Origin of the sequence: Variovorax sp. dw_308 (genome assembly GCF_019207085.1) — a bacterium.
In the GTDB taxonomy this organism is placed as follows: domain Bacteria; phylum Pseudomonadota; class Gammaproteobacteria; order Burkholderiales; family Burkholderiaceae_C; genus Variovorax.
Window position 1 is genome coordinate 406116 of the sequence record NZ_JAATOM010000001.1, and the last position, 17742, is coordinate 423857.

The window sequence follows — 17742 nt, forward strand, 5'->3', positions numbered from 1 at the left end:
CCCTTTATGCAGTGAACGGGTGCACTTTCTTCCAGTGCTGTGCGATGTCGATGCGGCGGCATACCCAGACCTTGTCGTGCTTCTGCACATGGTCGAGGAAGCGCTTCAACGCGCCGATGCGGCCGGGCTTTCCGAGCAGGCGGCAATGCATGCCGATGCTCATCATCTTGGGCGCCTCTTCGCCTTCGGCATACAGCGCGTCGAAGCTGTCGCGCAGGTAGTTGAAGAAGTGCTCGCCGGTGTTGAAGCCCTGGGCCTGCACGAAGCGCATGTCGTTGCAGTCGAGCGAGTAGGGCACCACCAGGTGCGGCACCACGCTGCCGTCGGACTTGGTGACCTGCATGTAGAAAGGCAGGTCGTCGCCGTAATAGTCGCTGTCGTACTCGTAGCCGCCGTGGTCGGCCAGCAGGCGGCGCGTGTTGGGGCTGTCGCGGCCGGTGTACCAGCCCAGCGGCCACTGGCCCTTGGTCATGTCGCGGATGACATGCGTGGCCAGGTCCATGTGCCGCTTCTCGTTGGACGCGGGCAGGTTCTGGTAGTGGATCCAGCGCAGGCCGTGGTTGGCGATCTCGTAGTCGTTCTTCAGGAATACGTCGAGCAGCTCGGGGTAGCGCTGCAGGGCCATGCCGACACCGAAGACGGTCATCGGCAAGCCGCGCGATTCGAACTCGCGCAGGATGCGCCAGACGCCGGCGCGCGAGCCGTACTCGTACATCGACTCCATCGTCATGTGGCGGTTTTCGTAGGCCTGCGCGGTGACCAGTTCGGAGAGGAAGGTCTCCGAGGTCGGGTCGCCGTGCAGCACGTTGTTTTCGCCGCCTTCCTCGTAGTTGAGGACGAACTGGACGGCGATCTTCGCGCCGTTGGGCCACTGGGCATGGGGAACATTGCGGCCGTAGCCGATCATGTCCCTTGGGTAGGGAGTCTTCGGGGAATCGCTCATGATGGTTTGCGCCGCTAGGACAGCGCGAGGGAAATATCGTTTGTCGGAACCTTGCGGTCGAAGGTCAGGTTGGCCTCGACGTTCTCAAGGTGTTCAGTCATCAGGCGCACTGCGCGTTCTTCGTCCCTCGCCGCCAGCGCTTTCACGATGTCGGCGTGCTCATCATTCGAATGTTCTGCTGCACTGGCGCTCTGATACATCAAGGTGATCAAAGCGCAGCGTGAAATCAGCTCTCCCAGGATCTGGGCCAATACCGTGTTGCCCATGAGTTCCGCCATGCGCACATGGAAGTCGCCCAGCAACTCGGTGCGGCCCGAGATGTCCTCGCCTGCGACGGCGGATTTCTCCAGCGCCACGTGTTCCTTCAACGCCTTGATCTTGGCCGGGGTGACGGTGCGCACGAAGGCGCGCGTCATCTCGGCTTCGAGCATGCGGCGCACCGCGAAAACCTGCCTTGCCTCGTCCACCGCAGGCGCCGCCACGAAGGCACCGCGCGCGGGCTCCAGCCGGATCAAGCGGTTTTGCGAGAGCTGGAACAGGGCTTGCCTGACCAGCGTGCGCGACACGCCGAAGTGGTCCGCCAGCTTCTGCTCGGCCAGCTTGGTGCCGGGCTGCAGGCGGTGGTCGACAATGGCTTTGGTCAGCGCGTCGACGATAGAGCGAGTGGCGGATGAGGACTCCATGATTTTTATGATAGTCCGAAAGTCAAGAACTGTATACACTTTTGTCCACCGGAATTTCCCGCGACAAAATTTCCAGGAGCGTTTCTCATGGGCTTGAGCACACACGTACTCGACACGATGCATGGCGGCCCGGCGGCCGGCATGTCCGTGGCGCTTTACACCACCGACGGCGAGCAGGCCACGCTGGTGCGCCAGTTCACGCTGAACCACGACGGCCGCAGCGACGGCCCGCTATACGACAACACCACCATCAAGGTCGGCACCTACCGGTTGGTGTTCGACGTGGCGGGCTATTTCAAGGCGAAGGGCGTGACGCTGCCCGAGCCCAATTTCCTGAACAAGGTGGCGCTGGACTTCGGCGTGGCGCATACCGACCAGCACTATCACGTGCCGTTGCTGGTCAGCCCCTGGAGCTATTCCACCTACCGCGGTTCGTGAACCGCGTCAGTGGTTACAGCTGCCCTTCGCTGAGTGTGTCCAGTTGAAAGCGACCGCCCTTGTCCCACAGCCAGGTGTCGGTGTACGTCACCTTGCCCAGCTTCGTGGCGACGGGGAAGGGCGAGGCGGCGAGCACGGTGCGCTCGATCTCGGCAATGACCTCCGGCGCATGCTGCGGCGCACGCATCCAGTGCATCGAGACGACCTTGCCGCCGGCGTCGACATTCACCTCCAGCGTGCCGATGGCATAGAGCATCGGCGGCAGCTTGCCCTCGTAGATGCGTTGCGCATTGATCTCGTAGATGTGGCGGGCGGCATCGCGCCGGTAGTCGCGTGCAGTGCCGGCGTTCGACGGGCGGGGCGGGGCGGTCGCGGCCTTGTCGCGGCCCGGCGTGGCATTGCTCAACTGGCCGGGAACGGTGCCGGTGCTGCCGCAGCCGGCGAGCCACGCGGCGCAGAGCAGGGCGCTGGCTTGGGCGAGTCGGCGCAGGGTGGGCGAAAGGTTCATCGGCGGGGTTATACCGTGCTCGCAAAACCCGAGGGCAACTGGAGGTTTCGGCGCCTTGCCCGGCAGGTCCCGACCGCGGCGCACGGCCTGGAGATGTTCCAGTGAGCGGCGACGTCGACCTGCTGCTCGACCGCCTGTCGCGCGAGGACGGCGTGCTGGTGCGCATCACCCGCACCCAGGGCTCCGCGCCGCGCGAAGCCGGCACCTGGATGGCGGTCTGGGCCGATGGGCTCACCGCCACCATCGGCGGCGGCCAGCTCGAGTTCCAGGCCACGCAGGAGGCACGCGACTGGCTGTTGGGCGGCGCGCCCATCCCTGAGGTGCGGCGCTACCCGCTCGGCCCGAGCCTGGGACAGTGTTGCGGCGGCGTGGTGTTTCTTTCGTATCAGCACATCTCGGCAGGCGACCGTGCCGCACTGCAGCGCGAACTCGTGGCCCGGCTGGCGCCGGCGGCGCTGTTCGGCGGCGGCCACGTAGGCGCGGCGCTGGCGCGCTTGCTGGCCGGCCTGCCGTATTCGGTGCGCTGGATCGACAGCCGGGACGGCGTGTTCCCCGACGCCCTGCCGGCGCAGGTCGAAACCGAATACTCCGAGCCGGTGCAGGACGCAGTGGCCCAGCTTGCGCCCGGTTCGCACGTGGTGATCATGAGCTTCAGCCATGCGGAAGACCTCGACATCGTCATCGCCTGCCTGAAGCGCCTGCGCGAGCGCGATGACCTGCCTTATGTCGGCCTGATCGGCAGCAAGACCAAATGGGCGACCTTCAGGCACAGGCTGGAGGCGCGCGGGTTTGCGGAAAGCGAGCTGGCGCGGATTACGTGCCCCATCGGCGTGCCGGGCATCACCGGCAAGGAGCCGGAGGTGATCGCCGTTGCGGTTGCGGCACAGTTGTTGCAACTGCGCCAAGGCTGAAAAACTATGGACGCAGCGCGAAAAAATTGTATACACTTCGGTCCACAAGCCGCAGCGGAGCGAGGGAATCGCGGCTTTCTTTCTGTTCACAGCCCCGCAGTGGTGAGCAGAGGTAAACATAAACGCGGCGCCAAGCAGTGCCGCCAGGGTTGAGAGCATCATGGAAAGCTACTACCTCGATTGGGCCAATCTGCTCCTGCGGTGGGTCCACGTCATCACCGCGGTCGCATGGATCGGCGCCTCGTTCTATTTCGTGATGCTGGACAACAGCCTCGAAAGGCCGCAAGACCAGGAATCGCTCGACAAGGGTGTGGGCGGCGAGCAATGGGCCGTGCACGGCGGCGGCTTCTACAACATGCAGAAGTACCTGCTGGCGCCCAAGGTGCTGCCGGACCACCTGCACTGGTCGTACTGGGAGAGCTACACCACCTGGATCACCGGGTTCTCGCTCTTCACCATGTCGTACCTGTGGAACGCGAGCACCTACCTCATCGACAAGAGCAAGATGGACTGGCAACCCGGCGCCGCCATCGGCGTGGCGCTGGCCTTCTTCGTCGTGTTCTGGATGGTCTACGACGGCATCTGCCAGATCTTCGGCAAGCGCAAGAACGGCGACACCGTCGTCGGCGTGCTGATCGCGCTGTTCATCGTGTTCGCGACCTGGCTGGCCTGCCACCTGTTCGCGGGCCGCGCGGCCTTCCTGCTGGTTGGCGCCATGATGGCCACGACCATGAGCGGCAACGTGTTCTTCTGGATCATCCCCGGCCAGCGCAAGAACGTCGCGGCGCTGCGCGCAGGCCAGCCGGTCGACCCGGTGCACGGCCAGCGCGGCAAGCAGCGCAGCGTGCACAACACCTACTTCACGCTGCCGGTGCTGTTCGCGATGCTGAGCAACCACTACAGCTTCACCTATACGCACCAGTACAACTGGATCGTGCTGCTGCTCATCATGCTGGGCGGCGCGGCGATCCGCCAGTTCTTCGTGGTGCGGCACCGCTTCAAGCTGGGCAATGCGGGCAACCCGCTGCCGTACGCGCTGTTCGGCATCGCGGTGCTGGGCCTGACCATCGTGTGGATGAAGCCGGAGCCGGCCGCGGCGCCAGCGCCTGGCGCGGTGGAGCAGAAGGTGTCCTTCGGCGAGGTGCAGAAGGTGCTGGAGCAGCGCTGCTACATGTGCCACGGCACGGCGATGCAGATGAAGAACGTGCGGGTCGATTCGCCCGACCAGGTGGCTGCGCATGCGCAGGGCATCTACCAGCAGGTGGTGGTCACGAAGATCATGCCGATGAACAACGCGACGGGCATCACCGATGCGGAGCGGGCGCTGATCGGGAAGTGGTTTGAAGGCGGCGCGCCGACGAAATGACCTGACGCGCGGTTTCACGGTAGCGCCACGAAGCAAGAAGCCCCTGAGTCTTGATGATTCAGGGGCTTTTTTCCGTCTGAGGCGTTGCAATTCCTCGCTGTGGCTATGGCTTGCGCCTGGCATCCTGTCCCCGGCCGAGGTGCTCTCTTTCACGGGGACTTGTTCAGCCTCCCGAGTGCGAACCTGCCGCCAACTGCAAGGCAAGCTGGTTGTGCCGCTCGACCAACAGACCCAACTCCACCGTCGCCAACTGTCCCTCGCGCACCACCGCGCGCCCGTTGACGATGGTCCACGCGCTGTTCGGACTCGCGCACAGCAGCAGGCTGGCCACCGGGTCGTGCACCGCGCCGCCGGCAAAGCCCAGCGTGCGCAAGTCGAACAACGCGAGGTCGGCGCACATGCCTGGCGCGAGGTGGCCGATGTCCTGGCGGCCCAGCACTTCGGCGCCGCCGCGCGTGGCCACTTCCAATGCGTTGCGCGCCGTCATTTCAGAAGGGCCGTGGTCGCAGCCGAAAGGTTCCAGCGCGCGGCCGACGCGGGCGAGCAGCAAGGCCTGTCGCGCCTCGTTGACCATGTGCGCACCGTCGTTGCTGGCGCTGCCGTCCACGCCAAGGCCCACCGGCACGCCGGCGTCGATCATCTTGCGGATCGGTGCGATGCCCGAGGCCAGCCGCATGTTGCTGCAGGGGCAGTGGGCGACGCCGGTCTTCGTCTTCGCGAACAGCGCGATGCCCTCTGCGTCGAGCTTCACGCAGTGCGCGTGCCACACGTCGTGTCCGAGCCAACCGAGGTCCTGCGCGTATTCGGCGGGCGTGCAGTTGAACTTCTCGCGGCTGTAGGCGATGTCGTGGTCGTTCTCGGCCAGGTGCGTGTGCAGCCGCACCCCGTATTGGCGTGCCAGCACGGCCGATTCACGCATCAGGTCGCGGCTCACGCTGAAGGGCGAGCAGGGCGCGACGGCCACGTTGACCATCGCGCCGTGCGAAGCATCGTGAAAGGTCTCGATCAGGCGCTGCGTGTCCTTCAGGATCGCGTCTTCCTTCTCGACCACGCTGTCGGGCGGCAGGCCCCCCTGCGACTTGCCGACGCTCATGCTGCCGCGCGTGGCGACGAAGCGCATGCCGATCTCGCGCGCGGCCTCGATGCTGTCGTCCAGGCGCACGCCGTTGGGGTAGATGTAGAGGTGGTCGCTGCTGGTGGTGCAGCCCGAGAGCAGCAATTCCGCCATGGCGAGTTGTGTCGACACATGCACCATCTCCGGCGTGAGGCCGGCCCAGATCGGATAGAGCCCGCGCAGCCAGGAGAACAACTCGGCATCCTGCACGCCCGGAATGGCGCGCGTGAGCGACTGGTACATGTGGTGGTGCGTGTTGACCAGCCCCGGCACCACGAGGTGGCCGCGCGCGTCGATGATCTCGTCGGCAGACCGGGCGATATCGGCATCGGCGCCGATCGCCTCGATGCGGTGATCCCGGATATAAATCGATGCGTGCCGCAGCTCGCTGCGCTGGTTGTCGAAGGTGGCTATGCACTCGGCATTTCGAATCAAAAGCGTGCTCATCGCGCGGTAATCCCTGACTGGACAAAGCACAAATGATCGCATCAAAAACCGGCCTGTCGACGGTGCCGGATGCTCGCGCGCAGCCGCGCGAGTTCCTGGAGCATCTCTATCGCGTCGCGGTGGATCGTGCGCTTCCGCTGTCCACGATGGGCGCGCATCTGCCCGCGCCGCCGAAGGGGCGCACGCTGGTGCTGGGCGCGGGAAAGGCGGGGGGCTCGATGGCTCAGGCGCTGGAGGCGCTGTGGCCCGCGGATGCGCCGCTGTCGGGCCTGGTGGTCACGCGCTACGACCACATTCCGCCGCGGCCCGAAGGCTTGCCGCAACGCATCGAGATCGTCGAGGCGGCGCACCCGGTGCCGGATGCCGCGGGCGAACAGGCCGCGCAGCGCATCCTCGCGCTGGCCAACGGGCTCACGGCGGACGACCTGGTGCTGTGCCTGATCTCGGGCGGCGGCTCGTCGTTGCTGGTGCTGCCGGCCGAGGGGCTCACGCTCGCCGACAAGCAGCGCATCAACAAGCAACTGCTCGACAGCGGCGCGGGCATCGGCGAGATGAACTGCGTGCGCAAGCACCTGTCGCGTATCAAGGGGGGCAGGCTGGCAGCGGCCTGCGCGCCCGCCAAGGTGGTCACGCTGACGATCAGCGACGTCCCGGGCGATGACCCGGCCATCATCGCCAGCGGGCCGACGGTGCCCGATGCCAGCACCTGCGCCGATGCACTGGCGATCCTGGACCGCTATCGCATCGAGATTCCGCCAGCGGTGCGCGCCAGCCTCGAAAGCGGCGCGCTGGAAACGCCCGACCCGCAGGATCCGATCTTCGCGACGAACGAGGTGCACCTGATTGCCGCGCCGCAGCAGTCGCTCGAGGCAGCCGCCGCGGCGGCGCGCGCGGCGGGCATCGATGCGCACATCCTCAGCGACGAGATCGAAGGCGAGTCGCGCGAAGTGGGCAAGGTGCATGCCGCGCTGGCCCGCGCCGTGGCGCATCGCGGCGCGCCCTTCGCGCGGCCTTGCGTGATCTTGTCGGGTGGCGAGACCACTGTGACGATCCGGCCACGCCAGCCCGGCCAGGCCAGGGGCCGCGGCGGTCGCGCGGGTGAGTTCTGCATGGGGCTGGCCAGTGCGCTGATGGGGCAATCACAGGTGTGGGCGCTGGCGGCGGACACCGACGGCATCGACGGCGTGGAAGACAACGCGGGCGCCTTCGTCACGCCCGACACGCTGGTCCGCGCGGCGTCCGCCGGCCGGAAGCTCGGCGATCACCTGGACCGCAACGACGCGTATGGCTACTTCGATGCGATCGGCGACCTGCTGGTGACGGGACCGACCAACACCAACGTCAACGACTTCCGCGCGCTGCTGGTCTTGTAGAGGTAGCCCGGCCCTGTCGGCTTGTCGGCTTGTCGGCTCAGAAATAGAAGCCCGGCGCAACGATCTGGTTGGCCTGCTGCATGGCCGTCAGTGCCTGCTCGGTGTCGGACAGGTCGATCTCGACTTCGGTGGAGAAGGCATCGCGCGCATGCTGGACCGCCAGGTAGGCCGGACTGCCTTCCTCCGGCGGCGGTGCGATGAGGCCGGCAGGGCCCGACAGCGCGGCGCAGAAGAAGGGCAGCATGCCTGCGACAAGAAGCGGTGTGCGAAAGAAGGAAGCGGCGGGGCCCATGGCGACTCCTTTGCTTGCGCCGGACGGCGCGTGCCTTCATCGTCGCTGCAGCGCAGCACGAATGCAAAGGGCCAGACGGCGTATAGGTCGATTGCCGTACTCATTCTTGGGGAGGCGCCGCAACGCCGCGCCCATCCGCTACGCCGGCTTGATGTTGACGTTCAGGCGGAAGGTGTTGTCGGGGTCGTAGCGGGTCTTGATGGCGGCCAGGCGCTGGTACTTGGCATCGCCGTAGGAGGCGCGCACGCGGTCCTCGTCGGCGTCGACCATGAAGTTGACGTAGCCGCCGGAGCCGGTGGCATGCGGGCGCATCGCGTCCCAGAAGTTGCGCACCCAGGCGCGGTCGGCTTCGTAGGTCTCGAGGTCCGCCGCGGCGGCCTCGATGTTGAAGACGTAGCCCGCGCCGCGGCTGCCGCCGAAGGCCGTGTCGCCGTCGGCTGGCGTGCGGTAGGCGCCCGTCATCGTGAAGACGGGGCAGAACGAGAGCGGGCTCGTCTTCCTCGGCACATGCTCGCCGATCACGGCGATGGCCGCGTCGCTCAGCTCGTCGAGGTAGAGCGCCTTCTCGTAGCCGAGCGAACCCCAGGTCGCGCTGCCGTTGAACAGTTGCTGGAGCGCGACGTAGGGAATCGGCGTGACCCATTCGAAGAGCGGGCGCACGGCGTTGCGGACCTGCGCGACCACCGCCTGGTGCTCTTCCTCGGGGCCGAGGCCCGCGACCAGCAACGCATGCCCGGTGCGAAAGTGATGCTCGGGCGGCACGAAGGGCGCAGGCGGCGCGCTGAGGCCGATGGCGAGGAAGCCGTTGACGCTGGCGGGCAATGACTTGACCAATTCGCGCGAGAAGCGCAGCGCCTCCGCACCCTGCTCCAGGCCGAAGAAGAACAGCCCGAGGCTGACCATGCCCACCGGGTGCAGCGCGAACTCGAAGGAGGTAACCACGCCGAAGTTGCCGCCGCCGCCGCGCAGCGCCCAGAAGAGGTCGGGGTTCTCGTCGGCCGTGGCGCGCAGGATGCGCGAGTCGGCCGTGACGACCTCGGCGGCGACCAGGTTGTCGCAGGACAGGCCGGCGAGCTTCGAAAGCCAGCCGATGCCGCCGCCGAGCGTGAGGCCGCCGATGCCGGTGTGGCTGATGAAGCCGCCCGGCGTGGCCAGCCCGTGCGCCTGCGTGGCCGCGTCGAGATCGCCCCAGGTGGCGCCGCCGCCGCACACGGCGCGGCGCTTGACCGGATCGACGACCACCTTGTTCATCGTGCCGAGGTGGATCATCAGGCCGCCGTCGCAACAGGAGTTGCCGGCATAGCTGTGGCCCCCGCCGCGCACCGCGATGGCCAAGCCTTCCGCACGGCCGAAGCGGATGGCGTCGGCGACCTGCGCCGCGGCGTCGCAGTGCGCGATCAAGAGCGGCTTGCGGTCGATCACGCCGTTCCAGAGCGAGCGGGACTTGTCGTATTCCGCATGCCCGGCAGTGAGCGCCTGCCCGTTGAATCCCGAAATGAAAGCCTCGACGCGGTCGTTCGCCTGCTGTGTCATGTCCGGCTCCTGAAGCCTCAGCGAGGCGGAAACTCTACGCCTGCGCGGCAACGGAAACAATCTGCCGAACGGCGGGCGCGACTTGCGGCGCGCGGGCTTCGCGCGGACACTGTCCGGGTCACTTCTATCGCGGTGGAACCATGTTGACACTCATCGAGAACGCGCTGGTCTGGGATGCGGAACATGCCCGACGGCGGGCGGCGGATGTGCTCGTGGACGGCCCGCGGATCGCCAGGATCAGCGAGCAGCGTGGCGCCTTGCGCGAGCAGGCGGCGGATGTCGCCCGCCATATGGACGGCAGCGGTTGCACCCTGATGCCGGGCCTGGTCGAAGGCCACTGCCACCTGTCGTTCACGGCCCTCACTTCCAATGCCGACGTCGGCAACATCCCGCCCGAAGACCATGTGCTGGCCTCGGCCGCCAACGCGACGCTGTTGCTGCGGCATGGCTTCACCAGCGCGTTCTCGGCCGCATCGGCACGCATGCGCATCGACGTGGCCTTGCGCAATGCGATCAACGCGGGCCAGCTGGCCGGCCCGCGGCTGCGTGCGGCCGGTCCCGAACTGACGGTGACCGGCGGCTTGGGCGACGAGGGCCAGATGCACCAGGATCGCATCGGCTTCGGGCTGGTGGCCGACGGCCCGCAAGCGATGCGGCTGGCAGCACGCACCTGCGTGCGGGAGGGCGTGGACAACCTCAAGATCAACATCTCGGGCGACCAGTTCGTGCCCCATGCACGTGGCGAGCAGACGCCGCTGTGCGTCGATGAACTCGACGCCTTCATGGAGATCGCGCGCAAGTACGGCAAGACCACCGTGGCGCACGCGCGCTCCAGCGAGAGCGTGAAGATGGCGGTGCGTGCCGGCATCGATTGCATCTACCACTGCGACTATGCCGACAGCGAAGCGCTCGACATGCTCGAGGCCAACAAGGACAAGCTTTTCGTCGGCCCGGCGTTCGGCCTCCTGCACAACACGGTGAAGGAGCACCACCTCTTCGGCATGCCGCGCGAGGCCGTCGAGCAGATGAAGATGCAGCACAAGTTCGACAGTTGCGTGGCCACCTACAAGGAACTGCACAAGCGTGGCGTGCGCATCGTGGTGGGCGGGGACTACGGCTTCAGCCTGACGCCGATGGGCACCAATGCGCGCGACATCGCGCACTTCGTCGACTTCTTCGGCTTCAGCACGGCGGAGGCACTGCGCTGCGCCACCGCGGTCGGCGCCGACCTGATGGGGCTGCGCCATGAACTGGGCCTGGTGCGGGAAGGCTTCCTCGCCGACCTGCTGCTGGTGGAAGGCGACCCGACCGACGACGTCCGGCTGCTGCAGCAGCAATCCAACCTGCGCATGGTCATGAAGGAAGGCATCATCCACTTTTGATGAACGCCATGCCCTTGACCCCGCGCCAGGCTCCAGCCTCCCGCCGACCTCGTGTCTACCTTGCCGGCCCCGATGTCTTCTTCCGCGACAGCGCGGCCATCTTCCAGGCACTGAAGGCGGATTGCGAGCGGCTGGGCATGGTCGGCCTGGCGCCGTCCGATGCCGCCATTGCCGAGGCGGCCGGCGGCAGCGATGACGAGCGTGCGCAACGGATCTACGAGGGCAACATCCGGCTCATCCAGGAGGCCGACGGCGTCGTGGCCAACCTCATGTGCTTTCGCGGGCACGAGCCGGATTCGGGCACGGTGTTCGAGGTGGGCTTTGCGGTGGCGCTGGGCAAGCCGGTGGTGGGCTATGGCGTGGAGCAGGGCAGCTATGCGCAAAGGGTGAGCGCCGCCGTGGACTGCATCCGCGACGACGAGGGTGTGCTGCGCGAAGCCGGAAGCGGCGTGATGGTCGAGGGGCTCGGGCAGCGGCTCAACCTCATGCTGACGCGCTCGACAGCGCTGGCGCCGTCGGCGGTCGATGCGCTGGCGCGGCTGGCGGCGCTGCTCGACGTGCCGGCGCCTGGCCCGGGCTGAAGGCGCACCGATGCATGCCAAGGTGGTCCGTTACTTCGTCGAGGTGGTGCGCGCCGGCTCGATCCGCAAGGCGGCCGAGCAACTGCATGTGGTGCCGACGGCGGTCAACCGGCAGATATTGAATCTCGAAGCCGAGCTGGGCGCGCCGCTGTTCGAGCGCATCCACAACAAGCTCAAGCTCACGCCGGTCGGCGAGATCGTGCTGGCGCATGCGCGCAGTACCTTGCGCGAGTTCGACGGCGTGCGGCAGCAGATCGATGCGGTGCGCGGCCTGCGACAGGGCGAGGCTTCTCTGGCGACCACGGCAGGGCTGGCCAGCGCCTTCCTGCCGACGGTGGCGCAGCGTTGCCGGGCCGGCTATCCGGGCATCTACCTGAAGCTCATCGACATGCAGATCACGGCGCTGCTCAAGGCAGCCACCGAAGGCGACGTGGACGTGGCGCTGGCCTACGACGTGCCCGACAACGCCGGCCTTCGCACGCTGTTCACCAGCGAGTGGCCGATCGGCGCGGTGGTGCCGCCGGGCCATGCGCTGAGTGCGCGCAGCTCCACGACGCTGGCCGATTGCGTGGGCTTTCCGCTGATCCTGCCGACCGCCTCGCTGACGCTGCGGCCGATCCTCGACGGCGCGCTGGGGCGCTCGGCCATCAGCGTGGCGCCGGTCATCGAGACCACCTCCACCGCGCTCATGCGCCAGCTCACGCGGCAGGGTGCGGGCGTCAGCCTGCTCAACCGCCTCGATGTCGGCGACGACGTGCGTGCCGGCACGCTGGTGTTCGTGCCGCTGCGCGACAGCGGGCTGCGCCCGCAAAGCCTGGCGCTGGTGACGCGCGCCGGTGCCGCGTTGAGCGCTGCGGCGGAGGTGCTGGTGCAGCAGGTGATCGTCTGCATCGAGGAAGCGTTGGTGGCGAGCTGATCCAGGCGCAACCCGGGTCTTCCCGGACGTGCACTTTTAGTGGACGCGCCGCGCGATTTATTGACTTTGCGCGAGGGGATGGTGCGCTTCCATACTCCGGTCCCGCCGACAGATGCGCCACCCGAGCGCCCCACTGCAGAAAGGTCCAGAGACATGCGTTCCCACACGAACACGACCGCCGCCGGAGACAACGCCACGCGCGACGCGGTCGACCAGAAAGTCCCCCTTCCACGCTGCGCGGCGCTGAGCCTGCAGCACGTCCTCGTGATGTACGCGGGCACCGTTGCGGTGCCGCTGATCGTCGGCGGCGCGCTGGGGCTGTCGAAGGCGGACATCGCCTTCCTCATCAACGCCGACCTGCTGGCGGCCGGCATCGCGACGCTGATCCAAGCGCTGGGCATCTGGGGCTTCGGCATCCGCATGCCGGTGATGATGGGCGTGACCTTCGCGGCCGTCGGCCCTATGATCGCGATCGGCCTGGACCCGTCGCTCGACATCCGCTCGATCTACGGCGCCACGATGGCCGCCGGCCTGTTCGGCATCGTGGTGGCGCCGATGATGGGCCGCATGCTCGGCGTGTTTCCGCCGCTGGTCACGGGCACGGTGATCACGCTGATCGGCGTGTCGCTGATGGGCGTGGCCATCAACTGGGCCGCGGGTGGGCAACCGAGCTCCACGCGCATGGTCGACGGTGTGGCGCATGCCATCGCCAATCCGGACTATGGCGACCCGGCCAAGCTCGCGATCGCGGCGCTGGTGCTGGTCGTGGTGCTGCTCATCACGCGCTTCGGCCGCGGGCTGTGGGCCAACATCGCGATCCTGCTGGGCATCGTCGCGGGTGTGCTGGTGTCCCTCGCGCTGGGCCTCATGAGCTTCGACGGCATCGAGGACGCGAGCTGGATCGCGCTGACCACGCCCTTCCACTTCGGCATGCCGCGCTTCGATGCGGCGGCCATCGTGTCGATGTGCATCGTGATGTTGATCACGCTGGTGGAATCGACCGGCATGTTCCTCGCGCTGGGCGAGATCACCGGCAAGCGCATGACGCCCGAGCTGCTGACGCGCGGCCTGCGCGCCGACGGCCTGGGCACGCTGATCGGCGGCATCTTCAACACCTTCCCGTACACCTCCTTCTCGCAGAACGTCGGGCTGGTGACGGTGACCGGCGTGCGCTCGCGCTACGTGGCGGCGATGGGCGGCGGCCTGCTGATCCTGCTGGCGCTGTTCCCGAAGGTGGCGCACATCGTGGCTTCGGTGCCGCCCTTCGTGCTGGGTGGCGCGGGCATCGTGATGTTCGGCATGGTGGCGGCGACGGGTGTGCGCATCCTGGGCTCGATCGACTATGCGAAGAACAAGCATGCGCTCTACGTGATCGCGATCTCGATCGGGCTCGGCCTGGTCCCGACGCTGTCGCCGACCTTCTTCCAGCACCTGCCGGCCTGGACGCATCCGATCACGCACAGCGGCATCGTGCTGGGCACCTTGTCGGCGGTGATCCTCAACCTGTTCTATCACGGCGTGCTGTCGAAGGAGTGTTCGTTCGCGCTCGCCGCGGGTGCCGCCCATTCGGCCGAGGCATGAGCTTTTCCTCGCAACGCAGCAGCGCCGACGCCTGCAACAAGATCGACATGAGCCACAGCATGAAGAAGAGCCGCGCCCTGGTCCTGCGCCACGCCGACGTGGTGGTCACGATGGATGCCGCGCGGCGCGAGATCGCCGACGGGGCCGTCGTGGTCGAAGGGCCGGCCATCGCCTGGGTCGGGCCGACGAGCGAACTCCCTGCGCAATGGCGCGACGCGCTGGCCAGCGGCGGGGCCGATGCCATCGACCTGCGCGGCCACGTGTTGATGCCGGGGCTGGTCAACACGCACCACCACATGTACCAGAGCCTGACGCGCGTGGTGCCCGAGGCGCAGGACGCGGAGCTGTTCGGCTGGCTCACCAACCTCTACCTGCTGTGGGCACGGCTGACGCCGAAGATGGTGCAGGTCTCGACGCAGACCGCGATGGCGGAGCTGATGCTTTCGGGCTGCACGACCACCAGCGACCACCTCTACCTGTTCCCCAACGGCGCGCGGCTCGACGATTCGATCGAGGCGGCCGAGGCGATGGGCATGCGCTTCCACGCGGCGCGCGGAAGCATGAGCGTGGGCAGGAGCCTCGGCGGCCTGCCGCCCGATTCGGTGGTGGAGAGCGAGGCTGCGATCCTGGCCGACAGCGAGCGCCTGATCACGCGCTGGCACGACGCCTCGCGCCACAGCATGCGCCGCATCGTGCTGGCGCCATGCTCGCCCTTCTCGGTATCGCGCGACCTCATGCGCGAGTCGGCCTTCCTGGCGCGCGAGTACGGCGTCTCGCTGCACACGCACCTGGCCGAGAACGACAACGACATCGCCTACTCGCGCGAGAAGTTCGGCATGACGCCGGCGGAGTACGCCGAGGACCTGGGCTGGGTCGGCCGCGATGTGTGGCATGCGCACTGCGTCAAGCTCGACCCGGCGGGCATCGCGCTGTTCGGGCGCACCGGCACCGGCGTTGCGCATTGCCCCTGTTCCAACATGCGGCTGGGTTCAGGCATCGCGCCGATCGGTGCCATGCGCCGCGCAGGCGTGCCGGTCGGCCTGGGTGTCGACGGCAGCGCATCGAACGATGGCGCGCACATGCTGGGCGAGGCGCGGCAGGCGATGCTGCTCCAACGTGTGGGCTTCGGTCCGGCGGCACTGACGGCGCGCGAGACATTGGAGATCGCGACGCTGGGCGGCGCCAAGGTGCTCGGCCGCGACGACATCGGCGCGCTGGCGCCGGGCATGTCGGCCGACCTCGTGGCCTTCGATCTGCGCGGCGTGGGGCATGCGGGCGCGGGGCACGACCCGGTCGCGGCGCTGGTGTTCTGCCAGAGCATCGATGTGTCGCTCAGCGTGATCAACGGGCGGGTGCGGATTCGCGACGGGCAGTTCGTCGACCTCGAACTCGAACCCTTGGTGGCGATGCACCGCGCGCTGGCGCGCAGTCTCTACGATTCGGCGCGGCATCCGCACACGGCGGCCACGAGAACGCGGTTCAGCTTGGGCAATGCAGCAGCGGAGCCGGCTTGCGACGAAGCGGAACCTGCGTAGTCTGGCGGTGGGGGCCTGCACGGCGTCGCTGACAGCGGCGACCGGCCGACATCGCGCCGTCTGTCAATCGGGCCTGGTGTTGCGCCGGGCGGCCCAGTAGACCGCGCCTTTGCTGCCGTAGCGCTCCGCATGCGGAGCGGCGTAGCCCGGTTCGAAGGAGTCACCGGGCTTCAGCGGCCGTGTATCACCGCCTTCGGTCAGCCACATCTCGCCTTGCACCACCAGCGCCTTCACGGCGAACGGATGGCTGTGCGTGCCGACCACCTGCCCGGGCGGCCAGGCACGCACCAGCACCTCGTCGAAGTCCAGCAGCCCAGCCCCCGACGAATGCAGCCCGGTCTCGCGGCGGCTACAAGACCGCGGCGCTTCGGGGATCGATGACGATCTTGGCATGCTTGTCCGGCGCGGCAAGGGCATCGAATGCGCCAGCGACACCATCGAGCCCGACAGTGCCGGTGACAAGAGGCGACGCGTCGATCTTGCCGTCGGCCAGCATCCGCAAGGTGTCGCGAAACTCCAGCGGGTCATAGCCCATGACGAAGCGCAGGTCGATTTCCTTGTTGGTCGCCATCACCGGGCGGAACTGGTCCGGCGTCATGCAGACGCCGGCGACGACGACGCGGGAATGGAGCGGAGCGTCGGTGATGATTCTGTCGATGATGCCGGGAACGCCGACGCATTCGAACACGATCGGCCGCTTTGGCGCAGTGGCGCCCAGCGCCTTCAACGCGCCGAGGGTCAGGTGCCAAGGCAGGGGCAGGCTGCGCAGACCCTTCATTGCCTTCAGCCCGCCTGCCGCGTGGTCGGCGATCGAGGTGGTGTAGCCACGCGCTGCCAGCGCCTCGTAGGGCGAGGCCGTCGCAGGGTCGACGACCATGGTTGCGCCACACGCAGTGGCGAGCGCGCGCCGGGCCGGCGAGAAGTCACTCGCGACGATGGTCTCGATGCCCTTGGTCTTCAGCAGGCAGATGATCGCCAGGCCGACCGGGCCGCAACCGATGACCACCGCGGCATCCTTGCGGGTGATCTCCGATCGATTGACCGCGTGATGACCGATTGCCATCGGCTCGGAGAGTACCGCGATTTCGGGCGCGAGGCCGTTGGGCACGGGGATCATGAACGCTTCTTCGATCAGCACGCGTTCCGCGTAAGCGCCAGGCGCGGAGGCGGACAGGCCGATCGCATGCATCCCGTTGGGCCGGCGCACGAGCGGCAGCGCGACCACTGGGGTGCCGGTCTTGATCTTCTTCGAGGTGCCCGGCCCATGCTCGACGATGTTGCCGCAGAACTCGTGGCCGAACACAACCGCCTCGTGCGACCGCGCGAAGCCGTCGTAGCCGGCCTCGGCCAGCACATCGGCCTGGGCATCGGCGTGGTGGCGAGCGTGCAGGTCAGAGCCGCAGATCCCGCAGCGCGTCACCTCGAGCACGAGCTGGCCCTGCCCGGGTTCGGGCTCGGGCAGGTCGATCACGTCGAGCTTCGCGTCCTGGCAAACGACCGCTTTCATCGGGGCAGCATGCTGTCGTCGAAGACCGGCAATGGCTTGATGAAGGGATCGAGCAGCTCGCGGCTTTGCGCCGCCGTCAGCACGTCGGCCGGGTCGAGCTTGTACAGGCCGGCCTTTGCGGTATCGAACTCCCAGACGTCCTCGCCCAGCAACCGGCACTGGTCGTCGTAGGGCCACAGCATCATGATCTGGGACTTCTTGAGGTACATGGCCGTGGGATCGACGTCCAGGCCGGCGGCGGCGAGTTCGGAGCCCAGCGTCTGTTGATAGCCGATGCCGCGGCCGATCACCATGTGATCGCCGACGGCCACGTCTTCGTCTTCGACGTAGAAGATGCACTGGTTCGTCGCGGTCCAATGTCCGTAGAGCATGCCCACCTGCTCCTTGCCTTCGAGCGTGAAGGGTTCACGGCCGGCCAAGTTGAAGCGATAGAACGGCTTGTCCACCGTCAGCGAGGGGTCCAGGATTTCCTGCCACCGTCCCGCGGATTCGAGATAGCGATGCCGAAGGTAAGCCTGCAAAAGATAGCGGTGGCGGGGGTTCGTGGTGTTGGCGAGCGCCTTTTCGACGGCAACGTTCTGCCGGGTGATGTCGAGGCGGCTCATGTCGATTTCGGAGGCCATGTCTTTCTT

General features: G+C 67.3%; 18 protein-coding genes. 9 read left to right on the forward strand and 9 right to left on the reverse strand.

The window, feature by feature from the left end; genetic code table 11:
• Window positions 1–4: 4 nt before the first annotated feature.
• On the reverse strand, window positions 5–943 hold the full coding sequence (gene puuE, locus HCU76_RS01820; protein WP_213955432.1) for an allantoinase PuuE: 939 nt from the start codon (window positions 941–943) through the stop codon (window positions 5–7).
• Between the two features lie 14 nt (window positions 944–957).
• Window positions 958–1626 carry a GntR family transcriptional regulator gene (locus HCU76_RS01825; RefSeq protein WP_213955489.1) on the reverse strand — a complete coding sequence of 223 codons (669 nt, stop codon included), beginning with the start codon at window positions 1624–1626 and terminating at the stop codon, window positions 958–960.
• Between the two features lie 87 nt (window positions 1627–1713).
• Here HCU76_RS01825 and uraH point away from each other — a divergent pair, with 87 nt between their 5' ends.
• Window positions 1714–2064: a hydroxyisourate hydrolase gene (gene uraH / locus HCU76_RS01830; RefSeq protein WP_213955433.1), complete on the forward strand. Its 351-nt coding sequence runs from the start codon at window positions 1714–1716 to the stop codon at window positions 2062–2064.
• A 13-nt stretch (window positions 2065–2077) separates the two neighbouring features.
• Here the strand turns inward: uraH and HCU76_RS01835 are convergent, their stop codons facing one another.
• Entirely contained in the window at window positions 2078–2572 is a 495-nt protein-coding gene (locus tag HCU76_RS01835) for a lytic transglycosylase domain-containing protein (protein WP_213955434.1), read from the reverse strand.
• A gap of 101 nt (window positions 2573–2673) precedes the next feature.
• Between HCU76_RS01835 and xdhC the strand changes: the two genes are divergently transcribed.
• Together xdhC and HCU76_RS01845 are read left to right on the forward strand one after the other, a co-directional pair.
• A complete protein-coding gene (xdhC, locus tag HCU76_RS01840) occupies window positions 2674–3483 on the forward strand; it encodes a xanthine dehydrogenase accessory protein XdhC (RefSeq protein ID WP_213955435.1) in 810 nt (269 codons plus the stop codon).
• Between the two features lie 160 nt (window positions 3484–3643).
• A complete protein-coding gene (locus HCU76_RS01845) occupies window positions 3644–4849 on the forward strand; it encodes a urate hydroxylase PuuD (protein WP_213955436.1) in 1206 nt (401 codons plus the stop codon).
• A 163-nt stretch (window positions 4850–5012) separates the two neighbouring features.
• Here HCU76_RS01845 and HCU76_RS01850 read toward each other — a convergent pair whose 3' ends face one another.
• Entirely contained in the window at window positions 5013–6410 is a 1398-nt protein-coding gene (locus HCU76_RS01850) for an 8-oxoguanine deaminase (RefSeq protein WP_218508270.1), read from the reverse strand.
• Window positions 6411–6442: 32 nt separating this feature from the next.
• Here HCU76_RS01850 and HCU76_RS01855 point away from each other — a divergent pair, with 32 nt between their 5' ends.
• Window positions 6443–7783, forward strand: a complete 1341-nt coding sequence (locus HCU76_RS01855; RefSeq protein ID WP_218508271.1) for a glycerate kinase — start codon at window positions 6443–6445, stop codon at window positions 7781–7783.
• Window positions 7784–7820: 37 nt separating this feature from the next.
• Here the strand turns inward: HCU76_RS01855 and HCU76_RS01860 are convergent, their stop codons facing one another.
• Window positions 7821–8075, reverse strand: coding sequence for a hypothetical protein (locus HCU76_RS01860; protein ID WP_218508272.1), 255 nt, complete (start codon window positions 8073–8075; stop codon window positions 7821–7823).
• 138 nt (window positions 8076–8213) lie between these two features.
• On the reverse strand, window positions 8214–9608 hold the full coding sequence (locus HCU76_RS01865) for an FAD-binding oxidoreductase (RefSeq protein ID WP_218508273.1): 1395 nt from the start codon (window positions 9606–9608) through the stop codon (window positions 8214–8216).
• A 140-nt stretch (window positions 9609–9748) separates the two neighbouring features.
• Between HCU76_RS01865 and HCU76_RS01870 the strand changes: the two genes are divergently transcribed.
• From HCU76_RS01870 to HCU76_RS01890, 5 genes are all read left to right on the forward strand, one after another.
• The gene (locus HCU76_RS01870; protein WP_213955441.1) at window positions 9749–10990 is read left to right on the forward strand and encodes an amidohydrolase family protein; all 1242 of its coding nucleotides are present in this window, start codon (window positions 9749–9751) and stop codon (window positions 10988–10990) included.
• A gap of 8 nt (window positions 10991–10998) precedes the next feature.
• Window positions 10999–11571, forward strand: coding sequence for a nucleoside 2-deoxyribosyltransferase (locus tag HCU76_RS01875; protein WP_213955442.1), 573 nt, complete (start codon window positions 10999–11001; stop codon window positions 11569–11571).
• 10 nt (window positions 11572–11581) lie between these two features.
• Window positions 11582–12487: a LysR family transcriptional regulator gene (locus HCU76_RS01880; protein ID WP_213955443.1), complete on the forward strand. Its 906-nt coding sequence runs from the start codon at window positions 11582–11584 to the stop codon at window positions 12485–12487.
• Window positions 12488–12640: 153 nt separating this feature from the next.
• Entirely contained in the window at window positions 12641–14068 is a 1428-nt protein-coding gene (locus tag HCU76_RS01885) for a nucleobase:cation symporter-2 family protein (protein WP_218508274.1), read from the forward strand.
• 59 nt (window positions 14069–14127) lie between these two features.
• Window positions 14128–15603: an 8-oxoguanine deaminase gene (locus HCU76_RS01890; protein WP_218508468.1), complete on the forward strand. Its 1476-nt coding sequence runs from the start codon at window positions 14128–14130 to the stop codon at window positions 15601–15603.
• A 63-nt stretch (window positions 15604–15666) separates the two neighbouring features.
• On the opposite strand, the gene HCU76_RS01895 is transcribed toward HCU76_RS01890, so the two are convergent.
• The 3 genes from HCU76_RS01895 to HCU76_RS01905 are packed head-to-tail and all read right to left on the reverse strand — an operon-like array spanning window position 15667 to window position 17733.
• Window positions 15667–15996: a cupin domain-containing protein gene (locus tag HCU76_RS01895; protein ID WP_256353915.1), complete on the reverse strand. Its 330-nt coding sequence runs from the start codon at window positions 15994–15996 to the stop codon at window positions 15667–15669.
• The gene (locus HCU76_RS01900) at window positions 15953–17110 is read right to left on the reverse strand and encodes a zinc-binding dehydrogenase (protein WP_218508275.1); all 1158 of its coding nucleotides are present in this window, start codon (window positions 17108–17110) and stop codon (window positions 15953–15955) included. The genes HCU76_RS01895 and HCU76_RS01900 overlap by 44 nt, the downstream gene beginning before the upstream one ends.
• On the reverse strand, window positions 17107–17733 hold the full coding sequence (locus tag HCU76_RS01905; protein WP_218508276.1) for a hypothetical protein: 627 nt from the start codon (window positions 17731–17733) through the stop codon (window positions 17107–17109). The genes HCU76_RS01900 and HCU76_RS01905 overlap by 4 nt, the downstream gene beginning before the upstream one ends.
• Window positions 17734–17742: the final 9 nt, after the last annotated feature.

Coding starts and splice junctions, on each gene's coding strand:
- uraH (WP_213955433.1), top strand. CDS start 1,714: ATGGGCTTGAGCACACACGTACTCGACACGATGCATGGCGGCCCGGCG.
- HCU76_RS01865 (WP_218508273.1), bottom strand. CDS start 9,608: ATGACACAGCAGGCGAACGACCGCGTCGAGGCTTTCATTTCGGGATTC.
- HCU76_RS01890 (WP_218508468.1), top strand. CDS start 14,128: ATGAAGAAGAGCCGCGCCCTGGTCCTGCGCCACGCCGACGTGGTGGTC.
- HCU76_RS01845 (WP_213955436.1), top strand. CDS start 3,644: ATGGAAAGCTACTACCTCGATTGGGCCAATCTGCTCCTGCGGTGGGTC.
- HCU76_RS01905 (WP_218508276.1), bottom strand. CDS start 17,733: ATGGCCTCCGAAATCGACATGAGCCGCCTCGACATCACCCGGCAGAAC.
- HCU76_RS01855 (WP_218508271.1), top strand. CDS start 6,443: ATGATCGCATCAAAAACCGGCCTGTCGACGGTGCCGGATGCTCGCGCG.
- HCU76_RS01900 (WP_218508275.1), bottom strand. CDS start 17,110: ATGAAAGCGGTCGTTTGCCAGGACGCGAAGCTCGACGTGATCGACCTG.
- HCU76_RS01835 (WP_213955434.1), bottom strand. CDS start 2,572: ATGAACCTTTCGCCCACCCTGCGCCGACTCGCCCAAGCCAGCGCCCTG.
- HCU76_RS01825 (WP_213955489.1), bottom strand. CDS start 1,626: ATGGAGTCCTCATCCGCCACTCGCTCTATCGTCGACGCGCTGACCAAA.
- HCU76_RS01875 (WP_213955442.1), top strand. CDS start 10,999: ATGCCCTTGACCCCGCGCCAGGCTCCAGCCTCCCGCCGACCTCGTGTC.
- HCU76_RS01860 (WP_218508272.1), bottom strand. CDS start 8,075: ATGGGCCCCGCCGCTTCCTTCTTTCGCACACCGCTTCTTGTCGCAGGC.
- HCU76_RS01895 (WP_256353915.1), bottom strand. CDS start 15,996: ATGCCAAGATCGTCATCGATCCCCGAAGCGCCGCGGTCTTGTAGCCGC.
- HCU76_RS01850 (WP_218508270.1), bottom strand. CDS start 6,410: ATGAGCACGCTTTTGATTCGAAATGCCGAGTGCATAGCCACCTTCGAC.
- HCU76_RS01885 (WP_218508274.1), top strand. CDS start 12,641: ATGCGTTCCCACACGAACACGACCGCCGCCGGAGACAACGCCACGCGC.
- puuE (WP_213955432.1), bottom strand. CDS start 943: ATGAGCGATTCCCCGAAGACTCCCTACCCAAGGGACATGATCGGCTAC.
- HCU76_RS01880 (WP_213955443.1), top strand. CDS start 11,582: ATGCATGCCAAGGTGGTCCGTTACTTCGTCGAGGTGGTGCGCGCCGGC.
- HCU76_RS01870 (WP_213955441.1), top strand. CDS start 9,749: ATGTTGACACTCATCGAGAACGCGCTGGTCTGGGATGCGGAACATGCC.